Here is an 18,496-nt window from a genome sequence, read left to right on the forward strand (position 1 = left end):
TTGTGCTGATGATCGAACCATGCCGCAGCCGGCACGGTCCGTATTAGCAAGAGCCGCGTTCTGACGCGGTGCAACAGGAGAACGACATGACCTATGACTGGGATCTGATGCTGCGTCTGCTGCGCGAAGCGCAAAAGCCTGGCAACGAGGCCTTCGCACCGCGTCAATACGCCGATGAGCATGCGATTGCCATGGAGGATGCCGGCCAGCCACTGCCTAATCTCGATTCGCTCAAGGCTGAAGCGCAGAACTACGAGAGCCTGCTGTTCGAAGGGGGGTTTCTGGTGACGCGCCCGGAAGAGCAGGGCGGTAATGGTGAGAATTTCGTCCTGACCGAGCGGGGTTCACGGCTACTTGAAATGCTCGAAGGCGACACTGCGGGCACTGCGTACCGCCAGCGCCTGGATGACAAAGGCGAGGCAGCGCTAACGCCGGAGATCTTCGACGCCTTGGCGACAGGCTGAAAAAAATACGCCCCGCTAAGGCGGGGCGCAGATTTAGCCATACAGACCGGTTAGAACAGTGGACCGATGGTCCCGCAGGATTTGTTCGCCGCGTGCTTCTGCAGTACGGGCAGCTGCGGACGTGGCTTGCCACTTTTCACGTCCAGCGACAGTGCGTAGTCGCCCCACCATGGACCGGCAGCCCAGTAGGTGCTTGGGATGCAGTGCTTATTGAGATACTTCAGCAGGTTGTCGGTCGCCACGATTGCCGAGGGTGAGAAGTCCGGGGCGCCATGCTCGCCGATGAAACCACGCAGCTTGTTTTTGCTGAGCCACTCGACGAAAGGCTTGGCCCGGTTGACACCGATCATTGGATCGTAGACCTCTTTCCTGTTGGTGTAATAGCCCGAATAATCCTTGTCGAAATACAGGTGGGCTTCAAATACCAGATTGTTTTTCGAATCACGCATCCAAGGGTCGTTGACCAGCTGGGTGTTATAGGACGGCCAGTGGAATGCGCTGGACCAGCGGTCGCCGGCGATGACTACCCAGCGTTTGGAGTCGATGGTGCGGATGCTCTTCGCCGCAGCCAGGGCAGCGGTGGGCCACTTGCCGTTTGTGGTGTGTGGCTCGTTCATCAAGCCATATCCATAAACTGCCGGGTGGTTGGCAACCTTTTGTGCAATGCGTCGCCAGGCATCGGCAAAAGCGCTAATGGGCACTTCATTGGAACCGATCATCTTGCCGAAGTAGCGGTAGTAGTTATGCATGTCGAGGATGACCTGCATGTTGTACTTCTTTGCATAGTCAAGCGTCGCCATCATTCGCGCCAGCTCGACGCTGTTCAGCTCGCCGTTGAGCCTCGGTTGAATCCGTTCCCAACGAAATGGCAGACGTACCAGCTTTAGGTTGCGTTCGGCGTAGCGCTTGAAGTCAGCTTCGCCCGGGTAGATGTAGTGCTTTAGGTATGTCCCGGGCAAGGCGACGTCAGCACCAAACTCGGCACCGGCCAGGTTGATGCCGACCAGGTTGATGGGGTTTGCCACTGGCGCGTTGTTGGCTGGAGCGTTAGTTCCGGTGCCCGGGCTTGCCTGGCTGAAACCGGTGCTGCTGACCGACACGGTTCGCGGGTAACCCACGGCCTTCCCGTTGATGGCGCCACCGTCCATCATCACGGTCATATTGCCGCCCGATTGATAGATCAGGTTGATGGTGCGCACCTGCCCGTCGGCAAGCCTGACTTTCGCGCCCTTGTGGAAGGCTGCCTTGTTCTGGGCGGTCGCCTTGACGGAAATCCCTACGAACTTGCCGGTGTTATAGATGCCATTGACGAAATCGCCACCGTTGAAGGAGTTGAGTGCAATCGTCAGCGGTGCGGGCGAGCTGTTCGACGGCGGGGTTACGGCCGGCTTGGTGGGCTGGCTGGGCGCAGCCGGAGTTGGGGCCGGAGCCGGAACCGGAACCGGAACCGGAACCGGAGCGGTGCTGCCTACAGAAAACAACTTGTTTGGGTGGCCGAGCTTGGCGCTCAAAGTCGCGCCTGAAAGCATCACGCTCATGTTGTTGCCGGATACATACACGGCGTTGATCTTGCGCACCTGTCCGTCCGCCAGCTTCACCGAAGCGCCGGCCTTGAACGCAGAGCGGTTAGCACTGTTCGCCGGAATCGAATAGCCCGCCGATTTGCGCCACACACCATTCTGCCAATCGCTGTTGGTGTAATTGTTGATGGCGCTGCTATGGCTGGACGTACTGGCCGAGGGTGCCGGCTGCGGTGCGGCGATTGCCGGCGCGCCTGTATCCGAGCCCAGCGCCGAAACGGTTTTCGGATAACCGGTGGCCGCGGCGTTGAGCGTTGCGCCTGACAGCATCACGCTCATGTGCGCGCCGGAAAAATAGACGACCTTCACCGAACGAATCTCACCGTTCGCCAGCTTTACCTGCTCGCCTTTCTTGAATGCGGCTTTGTTAGCCGTTGTCGCCGGGATGGAAAACCCCGCCGATTTGCGCCAGGTCCCCTTGTTCCACTCGGGACTGGTGAAGTCGTTGACTTGCGCGGTGGCGACGGCCCTCGTCGCGCTTGCAGCGGACGAGGAAGCTGCTGCGTTGGCATCCTGGATCACCGTAGTGAGGCCAAACATCGCGGTAAGCATGAAGGCGCCGAGTACTGCTCGTGGTGCGCCCGAAACTGCTTTGAGGGACATTGATATCTCCGGAACTTAATACGACAAAAGGCACGCGTGCCCTTTAAAAAATTGCGGAAGCATTCATTGGGGGATGCAACAAACGAAGCACTGCCGACGACGCCACCCACTCACAACAAAGCAGCGAAACGGCAATACCGTTGGCTCGCTTTGAATGGATAGGCTTTATATAGAAGGATTAGCAGGCAGTAAAATTATTTTGGCGCCGGTAATTCGGCATAAACCTTGGTTTTAGTTATGTGGTTTCATATTGATATTATTTGATATCAATAAGCTACTAATTTCTAATAACGCAACCTGTTGATTAATAAGTAATTATTTTGCTTAGAGAAACAGGCTTAGCGCTGGTTTAGATAATTACCGTTTCGCTTGTTAGTTTGTCAGCGCATAAACGTAGCCAACCTGTTCATTGCAGAATATTTCTAAAGCACATACGCGGTTAACAAGCGAAACGTAATTAGCTCGTTCATTGAAAGATAAACGCTGTTGGATGGCAGATTGATAGCTCGGCTAGAAGAGCCGAGATGCAGGCACGGCGAATCAGACCAGGGCGGCTGACTCGCCGAAGCGGCGTCGGATCACGCTAGGTCAGCGCACCTGATCCAGGCTGTCGACGGTGAGCTCCAACGCCTTGCGCATGTCCAGGCGGGCCGAGCGACCGATGTCCTGATTGTTCATCTGATAGTTGCGCTCGGAAGGCAGAATCGGCGCGGTCAGGTCGTCGGCTTCGACCGGCTCGAAATCGCTGTCTCGGCCGATGGTCAGTGCGCTGCGACGTAACAGTTCCCGCACCTGCTCTGGCGCCAGATGCGGGTTGATCGAGAGCATCGTCGCGATGATGCCCGTCACCATCGGGGTGGCGTATGACGTGCCGCAATGCACCTCGCCGCGCTTGCCCGGCTCCAGCGTTGCGGCGCGCGTGCAGGCCGAGGCGGTGATGTCGACGCGCATGTCGACATTCGATGAAGGCCGCTTGGTGACGTATTCCGGATGCTCCACTGGCACGTCGCGCTTGTCGTTGCGCTGGTGGCCGCCGACGACCAACAATTGCTCGGTGATGAATGAGGACGGCAGGCGGTAGTCATCCAGACTGGAGCGCGCCGAGCCATTGCCGGCGGAATTCACCACCAGTACGTCGGGATGCTCACGGCGCAACCAGAGGAAGAACTCTTCGAGCAACTCCTCATAGCCGCTCATGGCGATGCCTGAACGAATCAGCGAGTCGACTTCCTCGCCCTCTACATCCCGCGTGCCGATGCGGTGGATGCCCCAGCTCCAATTCAATACGCGCACGCCATCCTCGACCAGGTTGACCGATGCGGCCACATTGGCGGTGATGCCGGCATCGGAGTTGCGCTCGACGATCACCTCGAAGCCGGCGCTGGCTGGCTCTAGTGCGCTCAGAAAACCGCTGTCGCTTGGCTCGATGCTACGCGCCGCAAGTATTCCGGTAACGGTGGTGCCATGTTCGTCCGGCGCCTCGGCGTCCCTGGCATACACGCATGTGCGCGGCTCTCGTGGATCGCAATCGCCTAAATAAGGAGCGAACTCGGGGGCGTCGAAGTCGACGTTGCGCTCGACGATGCCGATTCGCACAGGGTGCGTCTCGACAGGGGCTTGTTTGGACGGCACGCGGTGCTGGTAATAGTCGACGGCGTCCAAGAATCGATTGGCGACCCACTCACTGTGGCGCGGCTTGGGCTCCTTGTCCTGCTCCAGCGGCTCCTCGGCGCCGGATTCCTCGATCACCACCGCGTCTACGCCTACCTCGTTTCCCAGGCGCAGCACCATGGCGTCTCGCTCGGTCAGGTTCGTTACCGGCAGGCGCAACTGATAGATGTTGAGCGGTGCGATGGCGCCGACTACTTCGGCACCGTATTTCTTGGCCAGTTGCTGCGACTTTTCCAGGCCGTCGAGGTTTTCCTCGATGATCAGGCTGATCAAATCGACATAGGTGTTCAGCCCGTCCATGTTCTTGGTCACTTCGTCAGGGCCGGCTGCCAGCACATGGCTCCCGTTCATCGTCAGCCAGACCGGGTTGCTGCGGCGTTCGCCTTGCTCCAGCCACAGCGGCCCGCTCTCGTGCTCGGACTTGCTCAGTGACAACCGCAGCTTGCCGTCGCCTGAACGGGCGGCTTCGATCGGTTTGCCGCGCAGCATCAGCCTGACGTCGCCGTCATCGAGCCCGGTCGCACGCAGACAGAAGGTCAACTGATCGTCCGAGAAGAGGTCGCCGCAACGCTGCATATCCTTGAGCCGCAGCGGAGTCGATTCAGCCATCGCCAGGCTTGGGTTCAGCAGGCCCAGCGCAAGCCCGATCGATACGCAGAGATGAGCTGCCTTCATTGTCGACGCTGCAGATAGTGGACGCTGAACAGCTCTGCGGAGTCGGTCCACTGACCGCTGCAATCGAAGCCGGCACTGCTTGCGAGATTGGCGAAGGACTCCAGCGTGTACTTGTAGGAATTCTCGGTGTGCAGGCTTTCGCCGGCATCGAAGTGAAACCGCTGGCCGTCGACGGTCACGTCCTGCGCCTCACGGCTGATCAGATGCATTTCGATGCGCGAGTCATTTTCATTGAAGAAGGCGCGGTGAGCGAAACGTGACGGGTCGATATCGCTGTTCAGTTCTTCGCGGATACGTCGCAACAGGTTGAGGTTGAACGCCGCCGTGACATGGGCACGGTCGTTGTAAGCCGCTTCGAGCACGTCGCGGTCCTTGACCAGGTCAACGCCAATCAGCACGCCGCCCCCGGGCGGAAGGATGTCGTGCAGATGCCCAAGCAGCTTGCGCGCTTGCAACGGCGTGAAGTTACCGATGCTGGAGCCGGGAAAGAACACCAGCGGGTGATGGATGGTGAAGTCGTCCGGCAGCGCCAGCTCATCGGAGAAGTCGGCACAGGCGGCGTGTACTTCCAGCCATGGATAGTCGGCGGCCAGGCGCTGAGTGCTGGTCAGTAGGAACTGCTCCGAGATGTCGATGCCCAGATAACTGACCGGCCGCAACCCTTCGAGCAGCAGGCGCACCTTGCGGCTGGCGCCGCTGCCCAGCTCGATCAGGTCGGTCTGCGGTCCGGCGATCTCACGGATATCGTTCGCCGCATCGGCGAGAATCCGTTCCTCGGTACGGGTCAGGTAGTACTCGGGCTGCAGGCATATCTGCTCGAAGAGCTCCGATCCGCGCCGGTCGTAGAAGAACTTCGGCGAAATATGCTTCGGCGAGGCGGCGAAGGCGGCCAGCGTTTCGTCACGCAGCGAGGCCTCATGAGGTTGCTGGGTCTGGTCATGGAAATGCACGGCTAACGCCATCGTCATAGCTCCCTGGCCAGGCGTAGCCCGGCGAATTGCCAGCGCATGGCCGGCTGGAAAAAGTTGCGGTAGGTGGCGCGGATATGGCTTTGCGGCGTGGCGCAGCAACCGCCGCGCAGCACCATCTGGCCGGACATGAATTTGCCGTTGTACTCGCCCAGGCTGCCTTCCAGCGCGCGGAAGCCGGGGTAGGGGCGGTAAGCGCTGGCCGTCCATTCCCAGACATCTCCGAACAACTGCGCGGGCCCGTCATGGGGGGCGCTCGCCGCGACTGGCTGCAAATGATCGTTCTCCAGGAAGTTGCCGCGCAGTGGCTGTTCCACAGCGGCGATCTCCCACTCGGCTTCGCTGGGCAGCCGGGCGCCGGCCCAGCGTGCGTAGGCATCCGCCTCGTAGAAACTGACGTGGCAGACCGGCGCCTCCAGATCCAGCGGCCGCAGCCCGCCGAGGGTCATTTCGTACCAGGCGCCGTCGTCGCGGTGCCAATACAGCGGGGCGTTCCAGCCGTGCTGTTGGATATGTGCCCAGCCATCGGACAGCCAGAGCTTACTGCGCGCGTAACCGCCGTCGGCGATGAACGACAGATATTCGCGATTGCTCACCAATCGATCGGCCAGCTGGAAATCTTCGATGAACTGCCGATGTCGCGGTGTCTCACAATCGAAGGCGAAACCGTTGCCGTCGTGGCCGATGTGGCGCACCCCGCCGCCATAGTCGTGCCAGCGCAGGCGGTCGTTATGCAGTGTCGGTGCCGGTTTCAGATCGTTCCGGTAAACAGGGTGCAAAGGGTTTTGCGCCAGGATGTGCTTGATGTCCATCAGCAGCAGCTCCTGATGCTGCTGTTCATGCTCCAGGCCCAGCTCGACCCGGCGCAGGATTTCAACGGCATGCTGCCGGGGTGGATTGGCCAGAAGCTCGCCCATCGCCTGATCGACGTAATGGCGAAAGCGGTAGACGTCGTCCACGCCGGGCCGTGAAATCAGCCCGCGCTGGGCCCGTGGGAATGGCGTGCCGTGGGTTTCATAATAGGAATTGAACAGGTGGTCATAGACCGCATCGAGCGGCTTGTAGCCAGCCAGATACGGCTTGAGCACAAACGCCTCGAAGAACCAGCTGACGTGCGCCAAGTGCCATTTCGGCGGGCTGACGTCGGGCATGCTCTGGATGACGTAATCCTCGATCTGCAAGGGTGCGCAGATCGCTTCGCTGGTGGCGCGTACCTGCCGGAAGCGTTGCAGCAGGTGATCTGCTTCGGCGAGCGCCAGTTGCTGGTTTGGCCGTTCTGCCAGGTTGCCCATGGCGTCCCCCTTGTTTATGCCCGGCTAGTTCGAGACCGGGGACGGCCGAAAACCGCCTCTATAGCGACCCGAAGCGAGGCGCAAAAGTTTCTGAGATGTGGATGCGAGAGCGCTGCAATGGCTTCGCTTCGCCTGTGATGTAAAGCCCGATTGCGTTAGGCACTGAACGATGTCCGGCTAACGGCTGTTGCCGCTTTGCTGCGCTAGCCGACCGGCGGAGTAGGGCGGATAAGGATCTCGTTGACGTCCACGTGTGCCGGCTGCGACAGCGCGTAAACCACTGCTCGGCCAATGTCCTCCGGTTGCATCGCGTACGCCGGCGGTTCGTCGAACAGCGGCGTGTCGACCATGCCCGGCTCGATCAACGTGACCCGCACGCCGGTGCCGCGCAATTCCTCGCGCACGCTGAGGCCCATGCCGGTCACGGCCCATTTGCTGGCGCTGTACATCGAGCCGGGTATGACGAAGCGTCCTGCGGCCGAGCCCGTCAACAGCAAGTGGCCGCGACTGGCCTTGAGCGCCTCGATGCTGCAGCGCAGGGTCAGCCCGACGCCGTAGACATTGGTCAGCAGCATCTCGCGCCAGACTTCAGGGTCGGCGCCGCTGAAGCCGCCTTCGCTGCCGGGTATTCCGGCGTTGGCGTAGACCGCATCGAGCTGGCCGAAATGCTCCAGCACCTGCCGCACCATGGCTTGCTGCTCGGCGTATTCCTTCACATCACAGCGGATCGCCAGTGCGCGTTCCGATCCGCCGAGTTCGCTCACCAGTTCCGCGAGCTTGTGCTCGGAACGCGCCGCCAGCGCAACGCGGTAACCGGCTTCAGCGGCGAGCCGTGCGGTAGCCGCGCCGATTCCGGATGAAGCACCGGTGATCAGCAGAACCGGATCGCTCATGGTCACCTCCAGACTCAATAGTTTGGTGGGGTTTCCGGGATGCCGGTGTCGTCGGCCAGTACCGGCATGGTCCAGGGCTCGAGGCGCTGGTCCTTGTCTTCAACGTCGAGCCGCGCCTGCTCGATGACGCTGCCGAGCCGCTGCGCGCTGCTGTATTCCTCACGCGGCACGCTGGGCACGCGTAGCATCTCGGCACCGCTGCTCGACATCACGGTAAAACCGAAACTGTCGTCGTCCGGGTTGGCACTGGTCACGCAGCCGCACGGCAGAAAGGCTTCGGTGACCAGCTGCATCGCATCGTCGAGTGTCAGGGGTTGAGTGTTCATGGTGCTCTCCATTGGCGGGCTGTCTCCAAGTTGACCGCTAGGATCTGTTGACGTTTCGTCGCGAGCCGCGTTGCTGCGCCAAATGGCACCAGGCCAGGCGCGGGACACAGGTAATGGTTGTTCCCTTGCCAAGTCCCGCAACGCCGCATGGCGCCATTTGCCGCGCAACCCTTTGGGCCGGGCCTGTTTTTGCGCGATTCGGCGTTTCTCGTCGTTTATTTGGAACGACCAAACTTCACTCCTCGTGCCTTGCCTCGCGCAAAAACAGGCTCCGGCGCGGCCGCGTACGAAACGTCAACAGACCCTATGGCGAGCGGCTGTTTCCGAGTAAACGACGGGCTGCGAGCGTCTGCCCTTGTGGCTGCGCCACGGCGGCAGCATATTCGTGCGTATGAAACCGACTCCCGTGCACGACGCACTCGCTGCGTTCCATCCAGCGGTAGCTGGCTGGTTCGGCCGCAGCTTCCCTTCGCCGACTCCGGCTCAAATTGCCGCTTGGCCCCTGATCCGTTCCGGTCAATCGACGCTGATCGCCGCTCCCACCGGCTCGGGCAAGACCCTGACGGCGTTTCTCGCCGCGATCGATCAACTGGTTCGGCAGAGCGTGGCCGAGGGCGGCTTGGCGGACGAAACGGTCGTGCTTTACGTCTCGCCGCTCAAGGCGCTGTCCAACGATATCCGGGTGAACCTCGAGCAACCGCTGCTGGGCATCTCCGCCGAACTGGAGTGTTTCGGCCTGCCGGCGCTGCAGATCCGCACCGCCGTGCGCACCGGCGATACGCCGCAAGCCGAGAGGGCGGCGATGCGCAAGCGGGTGCCGCATATTCTGGTGACGACGCCGGAGTCGCTCTATGTACTGCTGGGCTCCGAATCCGGCCGGCAGATGCTGACGGGCGTGCGCAGCGTGATCGTCGACGAGATCCACGCCATCGCCGGCAACAAGCGTGGCAGCCATCTGGCGTTGTCGCTGGAGCGGTTGGAAGCGCTGTGCCAGCGTCCGCTGGTGCGTGTCGGGCTGTCGGCCACGCAGAAGCCCATCGCAGCGGTGGCGGACTTCCTGGTCGGCGTCGGCCGGCGCTGTGAAATCGTCGATATTGGCCATGGCCGCGCGCGTGACCTGGCGCTGGAGGTGCCGCCGGTGCCGCTGGAAGCGGTGATGAGCAACGCGGTGTGGGAACTGGTGTATGACCGACTCGCGGCGCTGGCCGGCGAACACCGCACGACGCTGGTCTTCGTCAACACGCGGCGAATGGCCGAGCGCGCCGCGCGACATCTGAGCGAGCGCCTCGGCAATGCAATGGTCGCCGCCCATCACGGCAGCCTGGCGCGCGAGCAGCGGCTGGACGCCGAGCAGCGGCTCAAACGTGGCGAATTGCGGGTGTTGGTGGCCACCGCCTCGCTGGAGCTGGGCATCGATATCGGCGACGTCGAGCTGGTCTGCCAGCTGGGTTCGCCGCGCTCGATATCGGCGTTTTTACAACGTGTCGGCCGTGCCGGGCATCAGGTTGGCGGTGTGTCCAAGGGGCGTTTATTCCCCAGTTCGCGCGACGACTTGATCGAATGCGCCGCCTTGCTCGACAGCGTGCGCCGCGGCGAACTGGACACGCTGACGATTCCCGTGGCGCCGCTGGATGTGCTGGCGCAACAGATCGTTGCCGAGGTGTCTTGCCGCGAATGGCAGGAAGATGACCTGCTGGCGCTGATTCGCCGGGCCGTTCCCTACGCGACACTCGGCGAAGGGAGTTATCAGACGCTGCTGGCGATGCTCGCCGAGGGCTACACCACCCGCCACGGTGCACGCGGCGCCTATCTGCATCGCGATCTGGTCAGCCGCAGCCTGCGAGGCCGACGCGGCGGGCGCCTGACCGCGCTGACGTCGGGCGGCACCATTGCGGACAACGCCGACTACGGGGTGCTGCTCGAACCTCAAGGCTTTAACATCGGTACGGTGAACGAAGACTTCGCGGTGGAAAGCCTGGCCGGCGACGTATTCCAGTTGGGCAACACGTCCTACCGCATCCTCAAGATCGAACCTGGCCGGGTACGGGTCGAGGACGCCCAGGGCCAGCCGCCGAACATCCCGTTCTGGCTGGGCGAAGCGCCGGGGCGTAGCGATGAATTATCGGCTGCGGTGGCGAGGTTGCGGCAGGAGATCGAGGATCGGCTGAACACCGTCGCCCCTCACCCCAACCCTCTCCCCAAAGGGGCGAGGGGGCAGTCCGAGTGGGGTGAAGCTGATTGGGTTGGCTTGGCTGCCGAAGTGGCAGGAGCGCGAGGGGCGGTTGATGATCGGCTGAATACCGCTGCCCCTCACCCCAACCCTCTCCCCGAGGGGGCGAGGGGGCAGTCCGAGCGGGATGAAGTTGATGGTGTTGGCTTGGCTGCTGATGTGGCCGGAGCGCGAGGGGCGGTTGATGATCGGCTGAATACCGCTGCCCCTCACCCCAACTCTCTCCCCGAGGGGGTGAGGGGGCAGTCCGAGCGGGATGAAGTTGATGGTGTTGGCTTGGCGGCTGAAGTGGCCGGAGCGCTTGGGGAGGTTGATGATCGGCTGAACACCGACGCCCGTCACTCCAGCCCTCTCTCCAAAGGGGCGAGGGGGGAATCCGAGTGGGGTGAATCGAATGCGAGTGACTTGAGGTCTGGTGCAAGGGCTGGAGCATTCCCGTCGCGCCCGGTGGCCGCAGGCTTGTCTCCCTCTCCCCTTGCGGGAGAGGGCTGGGGTGAGGGGGAGGCGATGCGCACGCTGGACCTGACCTTCGCCATCGCCTGGCTAACCGACACCCTCGGCCTACCAGACCCCGCCGCCCGACAGATCGTCGAATACCTGGCCCGGGCGCGCGCGGCACTGGGCGCGCTGCCCACGCAGAACCGGCTGATCATGGAGCGCTTCTTCGATGAATCAGGCGGCACCCAACTCGTCATTCATTCGCCCTACGGCAGCCGGATCAACCGCGCCTGGGGCCTGGCCCTGCGCAAGCGCTTCTGCCGAACCTTCAACTTCGAGCTGCAAGCGGCGGCGACCGAAGACGCGATTATCTTTTCGCTCTCGACCAGCCACAGCTTCCCGCTCGACGATGTTTGGCGCTACCTGCATTCCAACAGCGCTGAGGCGGTCCTGATCCAGGCGCTACTCGACGCACCGCTGTTCGGCGTGCGCTGGCGCTGGAACGCGACCACCGCGCTGGCGCTGCCACGCATGGCCGGCGGACGCAAGGTGGCGCCGCAGTTACAGCGGATGAAGAGCGAAGACCTGCTCGCCACCGTTTTCCCCGATCAGGTCGCCTGCCTGGAAAACATCGTCGGCGAACGCGAGATCCCCGAGCACCCGCTGGTGGCGCAGACCCTGGACGACTGCCTGCACGACGCCATGGACAGCGAAGGCTGGCTGGCGCTGTTGCGGCGCATCGAGGCGGGTGAAGTCGAGCTGCTCGCGCGTAATCTGCCGGCGCCGTCACCGCTGGCTATGGAAGTGCTGGGCGCGCGTCCCTATGCCTTCCTCGACGACGCGCCGCTGGAAGAGCGCCGCACCCAGGCGGTGCTCAATCGACGCTGGACCGATCCCGAGTCCAGTGACGATCTGGGCGCGCTGGATGCCGCTGCGATCGAAGCGGTGCGCGAGCAAGCCTGGCCGCACGCGCGTAATCCGGATGAGCTGCATGAGGCACTGGTCGGCCTTGGCGGTATAGCCGAGAGCGAGGCATCGGCCGAGCAGGATTGGCTTGGCTGGCTGGGTGAACTGGCCCGTGGCGGTCGCGCGACGCGAATGCAGATCGCGCAGGATCGTGCGCTCTGGCTGCCCATCGAGCGCTTGGCGCTGTTGCGGTCGATCTATCCCCACGCACGTTGCGAGCCGGCGCTGGCGACGCTGCCCGGCTTCGATCAACAGTCGAACGAGGATGAGGCGTTGGTCGAGCTGATCCGCGCGCGGCTGACCGGTTTCGGCCCCTTGCCGGTCTCGCTGATCGCTCAGCCATTGGCCTTGCCGGCCTCAGCCGTCGCCCAGGCCCTGATCCGTCTGGAATCCGAAGGGTATGTATTGCGTGGTCGCTTCACACCCGGCGCGAGCGAAGACGAATGGTGCGAGCGGCATCTGCTGGCGCGCATCCACCGTTACACAGTCAAACGCTTGCGCCGCGAGATTGAACCGGTGGAGCGCGCAGATTTCATGCGCTTTCTGTTCGACTGGCAGCACCTGTCCGAAGCGACGCGGATGCAGGGCCGCGACGCGCTCGGCACGGTGGTCGAACAACTAGAAGGGTTTCAGGCCGCCGCCGGGGCCTGGGAGAGCGACCTGCTGCCTGCGCGGTTGAAGGACTACGGTCGCACCTGGCTGGACGAATTATGCCAAACCGGGCGCATCGTCTGGACGCGCCTGGCCGGGGGGATCAAGGCCAGCAGCGGCCCGGTGCGTGGCACACCTATCGTGCTGTTGCCGCGTCGACACCTCGTGGCCTGGTATGCGCTGGCTGGCGACGCACCGCAGCCAGAGCTTTCGTCACGGGCGCAGCGGGTTTTCGAGACGCTGCAAGGGCAGGGCGCGCTGTTCTTCGATGAGCTGCAGCAGGACGCGCATCTGCTGCGCAGCGAACTGGAAAATGCGCTCGGTGAGCTGGTCGCGGTCGGGCTGGTCAACGCCGACAGCTTCGCCGGCCTGCGCGCCTTGCTGGCGCCCGCCGCTAAGCGTTCACGCAGTGGCCGGCAGAGTCGCGGCGGTGCCTTCATCGGTGGCATGGCCGATGCGGGACGCTGGGCGCTGGTCCGCAAGGGTGCGAAGGCGCCGGTCGAAACCGCAACGTCGCGCTCGCCTGCGCTCGATCCCGAAGCGCTGGAACACATCGCCATGACGCTGCTGCGCCGCTACGGCGTGGTGTTCTGGCGGTTACTGGATCGGGAAGCGGACTGGCTGCCGTCCTGGCGCGAGTTGTTGCGCGTTTACCACCGGCTCGAAGCGCGTGGCGACATTCGCGGAGGGCGCTTCGTCGCGGGCGTACCGGGCGAGCAGTTCGCTTTGCTGGAGGCGGTCGGCCTGCTGCGAGAGATACGCAAGCGGCCGCTCACGGGCGAGATGATAGCGGTGTCGGCGGTCGATCCGCTGAATCAGCTCGGTACCCTGCTGCCGGGCGAGCGCGTGCCGGCAGTGGCAGGCAATCGCATCCTCTATCGCGACGGTGTACCGCTGGGATTGCTGATCGCCGGCAAACCGGAACTGCTGGCGGAACTGGGCGAAGAGGATCAGCGCAAAGCACGACAACTGCTGGCGGTAGCGCGGCGTTAGTGAGATTTGGGCTTCTGGCTAAAAGCGCAGCCCTGCGTTCTGCATTCGCCGCGGGTCGTGCCTCCCACTTGGCGCGGTGCACCGGCTGCTTTCGTAGGAGGCCCGCCCTCGGGGCGAAGCGGGGTGGAGACAATGTGAGGCGGTAAGGTCTGATGTGAGCTGGAGGCTGGAGGCTTGAACCTCTCAGCCTCCAGCCTCCAGCCTCAGGCCTTCAGCCCAACGCCCAAGACCTGAGCCTCCCAAGACCATCGACAATCACCCTGCAACCAGCACGCGTATCGCCTCCAGGCGCAGCGCTGCTTTCTCCAGCATGGCCAGTCCTTCTTCACGCTGCTTGCGCAGAGCTTCGATCTCGCTGTCCCGCACGCTGGGGTTGACCGCTTGCAGGGCGGTCAGACGCGCCAGTTCTTCATCGAGGTTGGCTTTCAACCGACGCTGTGCTTCGGCTACGCGCTCGCTGTGACGCGGGGCGATCTTGGCTTCGGCGCCAGAAATCTGCGCCGACAGCACGTCGCGTTGGGCCTGCACGAACTTGTTGGCGCTGGCCCGCGGCACGCTTTCCAGCTGATCGGTGAGGGTTTCGAAGGCCACCTTAGGGGCGAGGTCGTTGCCGTTGGCATCAAGTAGGCAGCGCAGCGCCAGCGGCGGTAGGAAGCGGTTCAGCTGCAACGCGCGCGGCGCCACCACTTCGCTGACGAACAGCAGTTCCAGCAGCACGGTGCCCGGCTTGAGCGCCTTGTTCTTGATCAGCGCCACGGCGGTGTTGCCCATGGAGCCGGACAGCACCAGGTCCATGCCGCCCTGCACCATGGGGTGTTCCCAGGTGAGGAACTGCATGTCTTCTCGGGCCAACGCCTGCTCGCGGTCGTAGGTGATGGTCACCGCTTCGTCATCGCCGAGCGGGAAGCTGGCATCAAGCATTTTTTCGCTGGGGCGCAGGATCAGGGCGTTCTCGGAATGGTCTTCGCTGTCAATACCGAAGGCGTCGAACAGTTCTTCCATATAGATCGGCAGCGCGAACTGGTCGTCCTGTTCCTCAATGGCTTCGACCAGCGCAGCCCCTTGTTCGCCGCCCCCGGAATTGAGCTCCAGCAAACGGTCGCGACCGGCATGCAGTTCGGCTTCCAGGCGTTCGCGTTCGGCACGCGCTTCGTCGATAAGCTGTTGAAACTCGTCATCGTCGCCTTCTTCCAGCTGGCTCAGCAGGCGCGGGCCGAACTGGTGCTGCAGGGCGTTGCCGGTCGGGCAGGTGTTGAGGAAGGCATTCAGCGCCTGGTGATACCACTGGAACAGACGTTCCTGAGGGCTGGTTTCCAGGTAGGGCACATGCAGCTGAATAACGTGCGCCTGGCCGATGCGGTCGAGACGGCCGATGCGCTGTTCGAGCAGGTCAGGGTGCGCCGGCAGATCGAACAGCACCAAATGATGAGCGAACTGGAAGTTGCGGCCTTCACTGCCGATTTCGGAGCAGATCAGCACTTGGGCCCCAAACTCCTCGTCGGCGAAGTAAGCCGCGGCGCGATCACGTTCGAGAATGCTCATGCCTTCGTGGAACACGGTGGCCGGAATGCCGGAGCGCACGCGCAGGGCGTCTTCCAGATCCAGCGCGGTCTCGGCGTGGGCACAGATGACCAGCACCTTGAATTTCTTCAGCATTTTCAGCGTATCGATCAGCCACTCGACGCGCGGATCGAAGGTCCACCAGCGGTTCTGCGCCTCGGGCTCGTCCAGCTGGCTTTGGAAGGCGACTTCCGGATACAGCTCGGCGTGCTCGCCCAGCGGCAGCTCCAGATATTCGGCCGGGCAGGGCAGCGGATAAGGATGGAGTTGGCGCTCTGGGAAGCCACGCACGGCGGCGCGGGTATTGCGGAACAACAGGCGCCCGGTGCCGTGGCGGTCGAGCAGTTCGCGGATCAGGCGGCTGCTGGCCTCGATGTCGCCATCGGTAGCCGCTGCGAGCAGCGCTTCGCCCTCGGCGCCGAGGAATTCGTGAATCGTCTGGTGCGCCTTTTGCGATAAGCGGCCTTCGTCGAGCAGTTCCTGCACCGCTTCGGCGACCGGCTGGTAGCTGGCGCTTTCGGCGCGGAAGGCTTCCAGATCATGGAAGCGGTTCGGGTCGAGCAGGCGCAGACGGGCGAAGTGGCTTTCTTGGCCCAGTTGCTCCGGCGTGGCGGTCAGCAGCAGCACGCCGGGAATGACCTCGGCCAATTGCTCGACCAGCTTGTATTCGGCACTGGCGTTTTCCGGGTGCCAGACCAGGTGATGCGCCTCGTCCACCACCAGCAGGTCCCAGCCGGCAGCGAAGGCGGCGTCTTGGGCACGCTCGTCGTCCTTCAGCCATTCCAGCGACACCAGCGCCAGTTGGGTGTCCTCGAAGGGGTTGCTGGCATCGCTCTCGATGAAGCGTTCGTCATCGAACAGCGCGACCTGCAGATTGAAGCGGCGGCGCATCTCCACCAGCCACTGGTGCTGTAGGTTTTCCGGCACCAGGATGAGTACCCGGTTGGCGCGGCCGGAGAGCAGTTGGCGATGGATCACCAAGCCGGCTTCGATGGTTTTGCCCAGGCCCACTTCATCGGCCAGAAGTACCCGTGGCGCGATACGGTCGGCGACTTCGCGGGCGATGTGTAACTGGTGCGCGATAGGTTGTGCACGCGCGCCACCCAGGCCCCACAGCGAGGAGGTCAGCTGTTTGCTCTGGTTTTCCAACGTGTGGTAACGCAGTTTGAACCAGTTCAGCGGGTCGATCTGGCCGGCGAACAGGCGATCGCTGGCGAGGCGGAACTGGATGAAATTCGACAGCTGGGTTTCCGGCAGCGTTCGGGCTTCGTTCTGCGCGGTCAGGCCGTGATAGACCAGCAAACCGTCGACGTCGTCGACTTCGCGCACTGTCATCTTCCAGCCTTCGAAGTGCGTGACTTCATCGCCCGGGACGAAGCGCACGCGGGTCAGCGGAGCACTGCGCGCGGCGTACTGGCGGGTTTCGCCGGTCGCGGGGTAGAGCACGGTGAGCATCCGCCCATCCTGCGTGAGGACGGTTCCAAGGCCGAGTTCCGCTTCGCTGTCGCTGATCCAGCGTTGCCCCGGTAGATACTGCTGCGCCATGCTGCCTCCCGCTGTGAAAAAAGCGCGCTATGGTAACGGAACACTGCCGCGAGAGCGACGACAGATGCCCACTGGAGTGTAGTCCTGCTGTTAAAGTCGGCAGCGGTTCAGCCGATCAACTGGTACAGGCCCATCTCACGGGTAACCGGTTGATCTCGGGCTGCTTAAGGGAGAGAGCGAAAATGCTGCCAATCATTCCGCCAGGCACCGTTCAGGTCACCGCGCAACAGGATGTGGTCAAGCCGCGCCCCGACATCGCCCCGGTTACGCCGGTAGAGCCGAGCGCCGATGAAAGCTCGGTCGAGCTCGATCGGCGACACCCGCAGGAAGCTGAGCAGATGTTGCGCGACGAACAGCGCCGCCGTCGGCGCCGTGGCTATACCGCCCAGGAGCTTGCCGAGGGCGAAACCACCGAAGAGGATCAGGACGCCCTCGATGAGTTGCCGCGCCAAGGGCTCTGGGTGGATGTCGAGGTTTGACACATTCGTTAGCCGGTGCCGCGATGATCGACCTGCCGCACGCTGAATTGGCCTACCTTCCGCAATGGATCGGCGTGGATATAGCCGACCACTGGCTGCACGAGCTGATGCTGCAGACGCCCTGGTCGCAGCCCCGGATAAAACTCTACGGCCGTAGTTTCGCCGTACCGCGATTGGTCGCCTGGTATGGCGATACCGGCGTGGGCTACCGTTATTCGGGGCTGGTTCATGAACCGTTGTTATGGACACCGCTGCTGGCCGACATCCGCGAACGGGTGCAGCGGCAGGTCGGCCAACGGCTGGACGGCGTGCTGCTCAATCTATATCGCAACGGGCAGGATGCCATGGGCTGGCACAGCGATGACGAACCGGAGCTTGGTCCGGAGCCGTTGGTGGTTTCGCTCAACCTGGGCGCGACGCGGCGCTTCGACTTTCGTCGAAAAGGCACCAGCCGCATCGAGTATTCGCTCAATCTGGGACATGGTTCGCTGCTGGTCATGAGCGGTCCGACGCAGCATTATTGGCAACACCAGATCGCCAGAACGCGCAAGGTTTCCGAACCGCGCCTCAACCTGACATTCCGCCAGATCATCCGCGAGCCAGTCTTATGAGCAACGATGTAAAGCTGATCGACTTCAGTGCCGAACGTGAAAAGCGCATTTATGACATCAAGGAAAAGCGCCTGGCCGAAATGCGCGATGCATTCGAACAGGCGCTGCCCTTGGCCAAGCCGAAAAAGAAAGCCAAAAGCAAACCGAAGAAGCGCTGAGAAAGCCAGTCTACGCCACACTTCCAGTAGCGCCTTTGCAGCTCTCCGATTCGCCGCTTCGCCGTCGCTCCCTTCCGCATACCCTCGTTTTCTTGATCCAGATCAGCTCGTACGGCGCCTGCTGTGCCCGGCTTCGCGCCTATTGATTCCCGTCAATTTTTTATTCGGGCGAGAAGGCGACTATGCAGCCATCAGACAGCGCAACACCTTGGAGGCAAGAAATCATGTTCGTCGATAATGTGGTGCTCGCAGGGGTGGTCACGGTCGGCCTGATGGTCGCCTTCCTTGGCGGTTTCGGATTTTTCATCTGGCGGGACGCGCAAAAGAAGCGGTGATCCGGCCGGTATTACAGAGCACGCAAGGCATTTGGGCGACTTAGGTCGCCCTTTTTTA

13 protein-coding genes are annotated in these 18,496 nt (G+C 62.6%); 6 read left to right on the forward strand and 7 right to left on the reverse strand.

All coding sequences use genetic code 11. From position 1 onward, the window contains the following. The first annotated feature begins 86 nt into the window (after positions 1 to 86). Positions 87 to 464: a transcriptional regulator gene (locus tag V6943_RS07765; protein WP_131651103.1), complete on the forward strand. Its 378-nt coding sequence runs from the start codon at positions 87 to 89 to the stop codon at positions 462 to 464. A gap of 50 nt (positions 465 to 514) precedes the next feature. Here V6943_RS07765 and V6943_RS07770 read toward each other — a convergent pair whose 3' ends face one another. From V6943_RS07770 to V6943_RS07795, 6 genes are all read right to left on the reverse strand, one after another. Further along, on the reverse strand, positions 515 to 2,647 hold the full coding sequence (locus tag V6943_RS07770) for a glycoside hydrolase family 5 protein (RefSeq protein ID WP_340553121.1): 2,133 nt from the start codon (positions 2,645 to 2,647) through the stop codon (positions 515 to 517). Between the two features lie 588 nt (positions 2,648 to 3,235). Further along, positions 3,236 to 4,993: a S8/S53 family peptidase gene (locus V6943_RS07775; protein ID WP_445324126.1), complete on the reverse strand. Its 1,758-nt coding sequence runs from the start codon at positions 4,991 to 4,993 to the stop codon at positions 3,236 to 3,238. Continuing rightward, a complete protein-coding gene (gene egtD / locus V6943_RS07780) occupies positions 4,990 to 5,955 on the reverse strand; it encodes an L-histidine N(alpha)-methyltransferase (protein WP_340553122.1) in 966 nt (321 codons plus the stop codon). The genes V6943_RS07775 and egtD overlap by 4 nt, the downstream gene beginning before the upstream one ends. A 2-nt stretch (positions 5,956 to 5,957) precedes the next feature. Beyond that, entirely contained in the window at positions 5,958 to 7,253 is a 1,296-nt protein-coding gene (gene egtB, locus V6943_RS07785; RefSeq protein WP_340553123.1) for an ergothioneine biosynthesis protein EgtB, read from the reverse strand. Between the two features lie 203 nt (positions 7,254 to 7,456). After that, positions 7,457 to 8,146 carry an SDR family oxidoreductase gene (locus V6943_RS07790; protein ID WP_340553124.1) on the reverse strand — a complete coding sequence of 230 codons (690 nt, stop codon included), beginning with the start codon at positions 8,144 to 8,146 and terminating at the stop codon, positions 7,457 to 7,459. A gap of 14 nt (positions 8,147 to 8,160) precedes the next feature. Continuing rightward, a complete protein-coding gene (locus V6943_RS07795) occupies positions 8,161 to 8,472 on the reverse strand; it encodes a hypothetical protein (protein ID WP_340553125.1) in 312 nt (103 codons plus the stop codon). A gap of 391 nt (positions 8,473 to 8,863) precedes the next feature. Between V6943_RS07795 and V6943_RS07800 the strand changes: the two genes are divergently transcribed. Beyond that, positions 8,864 to 13,750, forward strand: a complete 4,887-nt coding sequence (locus V6943_RS07800; RefSeq protein WP_340553126.1) for a DEAD/DEAH box helicase — start codon at positions 8,864 to 8,866, stop codon at positions 13,748 to 13,750. 255 nt (positions 13,751 to 14,005) lie between these two features. Here the strand turns inward: V6943_RS07800 and rapA are convergent, their stop codons facing one another. Then, positions 14,006 to 16,855, reverse strand: coding sequence for an RNA polymerase-associated protein RapA (gene rapA / locus V6943_RS07805; RefSeq protein WP_340553127.1), 2,850 nt, complete (start codon positions 16,853 to 16,855; stop codon positions 14,006 to 14,008). Positions 16,856 to 17,037: 182 nt separating this feature from the next. Between rapA and V6943_RS07810 the strand changes: the two genes are divergently transcribed. From V6943_RS07810 to ccoM, 4 genes are all read left to right on the forward strand, one after another. Continuing rightward, a complete protein-coding gene (locus V6943_RS07810; RefSeq protein ID WP_340553128.1) occupies positions 17,038 to 17,334 on the forward strand; it encodes an aspartate-semialdehyde dehydrogenase in 297 nt (98 codons plus the stop codon). A gap of 23 nt (positions 17,335 to 17,357) precedes the next feature. Beyond that, positions 17,358 to 17,945, forward strand: coding sequence for an alpha-ketoglutarate-dependent dioxygenase AlkB family protein (locus V6943_RS07815; protein ID WP_340553678.1), 588 nt, complete (start codon positions 17,358 to 17,360; stop codon positions 17,943 to 17,945). After that, positions 17,942 to 18,103, forward strand: a complete 162-nt coding sequence (locus tag V6943_RS07820; RefSeq protein ID WP_340553129.1) for a hypothetical protein — start codon at positions 17,942 to 17,944, stop codon at positions 18,101 to 18,103. The genes V6943_RS07815 and V6943_RS07820 overlap by 4 nt, the downstream gene beginning before the upstream one ends. A 224-nt stretch (positions 18,104 to 18,327) precedes the next feature. After that, positions 18,328 to 18,438, forward strand: a complete 111-nt coding sequence (ccoM, locus tag V6943_RS07825) for a cytochrome c oxidase subunit CcoM (protein WP_305955872.1) — start codon at positions 18,328 to 18,330, stop codon at positions 18,436 to 18,438. The last annotated feature ends 58 nt before the right edge of the window (positions 18,439 to 18,496 follow it).

The sequence above is a fragment of the Pseudomonas sp. CBC3 genome (assembly GCF_037967085.1).
GTDB lineage: Bacteria > Pseudomonadota > Gammaproteobacteria > Pseudomonadales > Pseudomonadaceae > Stutzerimonas.

Excerpts from the sequence above, each read along its gene's own strand:
- V6943_RS07820 (WP_340553129.1), top strand. The coding sequence starts at position 17,942 with ATGAGCAACGATGTAAAGCTGATCGACTTCAGTGCCGAACGTGAAAAG.
- V6943_RS07770 (WP_340553121.1), bottom strand. The coding sequence starts at position 2,647 with ATGTCCCTCAAAGCAGTTTCGGGCGCACCACGAGCAGTACTCGGCGCC.
- egtD (WP_340553122.1), bottom strand. The coding sequence starts at position 5,955 with ATGGCGTTAGCCGTGCATTTCCATGACCAGACCCAGCAACCTCATGAG.
- V6943_RS07790 (WP_340553124.1), bottom strand. The coding sequence starts at position 8,146 with ATGAGCGATCCGGTTCTGCTGATCACCGGTGCTTCATCCGGAATCGGC.
- rapA (WP_340553127.1), bottom strand. The coding sequence starts at position 16,855 with ATGGCGCAGCAGTATCTACCGGGGCAACGCTGGATCAGCGACAGCGAA.
- V6943_RS07765 (WP_131651103.1), top strand. The coding sequence starts at position 87 with ATGACCTATGACTGGGATCTGATGCTGCGTCTGCTGCGCGAAGCGCAA.
- V6943_RS07810 (WP_340553128.1), top strand. The coding sequence starts at position 17,038 with ATGCTGCCAATCATTCCGCCAGGCACCGTTCAGGTCACCGCGCAACAG.
- V6943_RS07775 (WP_445324126.1), bottom strand. The coding sequence starts at position 4,993 with ATGAAGGCAGCTCATCTCTGCGTATCGATCGGGCTTGCGCTGGGCCTG.
- ccoM (WP_305955872.1), top strand. The coding sequence starts at position 18,328 with ATGTTCGTCGATAATGTGGTGCTCGCAGGGGTGGTCACGGTCGGCCTG.
- V6943_RS07795 (WP_340553125.1), bottom strand. The coding sequence starts at position 8,472 with ATGAACACTCAACCCCTGACACTCGACGATGCGATGCAGCTGGTCACC.
- V6943_RS07800 (WP_340553126.1), top strand. The coding sequence starts at position 8,864 with ATGAAACCGACTCCCGTGCACGACGCACTCGCTGCGTTCCATCCAGCG.
- egtB (WP_340553123.1), bottom strand. The coding sequence starts at position 7,253 with ATGGGCAACCTGGCAGAACGGCCAAACCAGCAACTGGCGCTCGCCGAA.
- V6943_RS07815 (WP_340553678.1), top strand. The coding sequence starts at position 17,358 with ATGATCGACCTGCCGCACGCTGAATTGGCCTACCTTCCGCAATGGATC.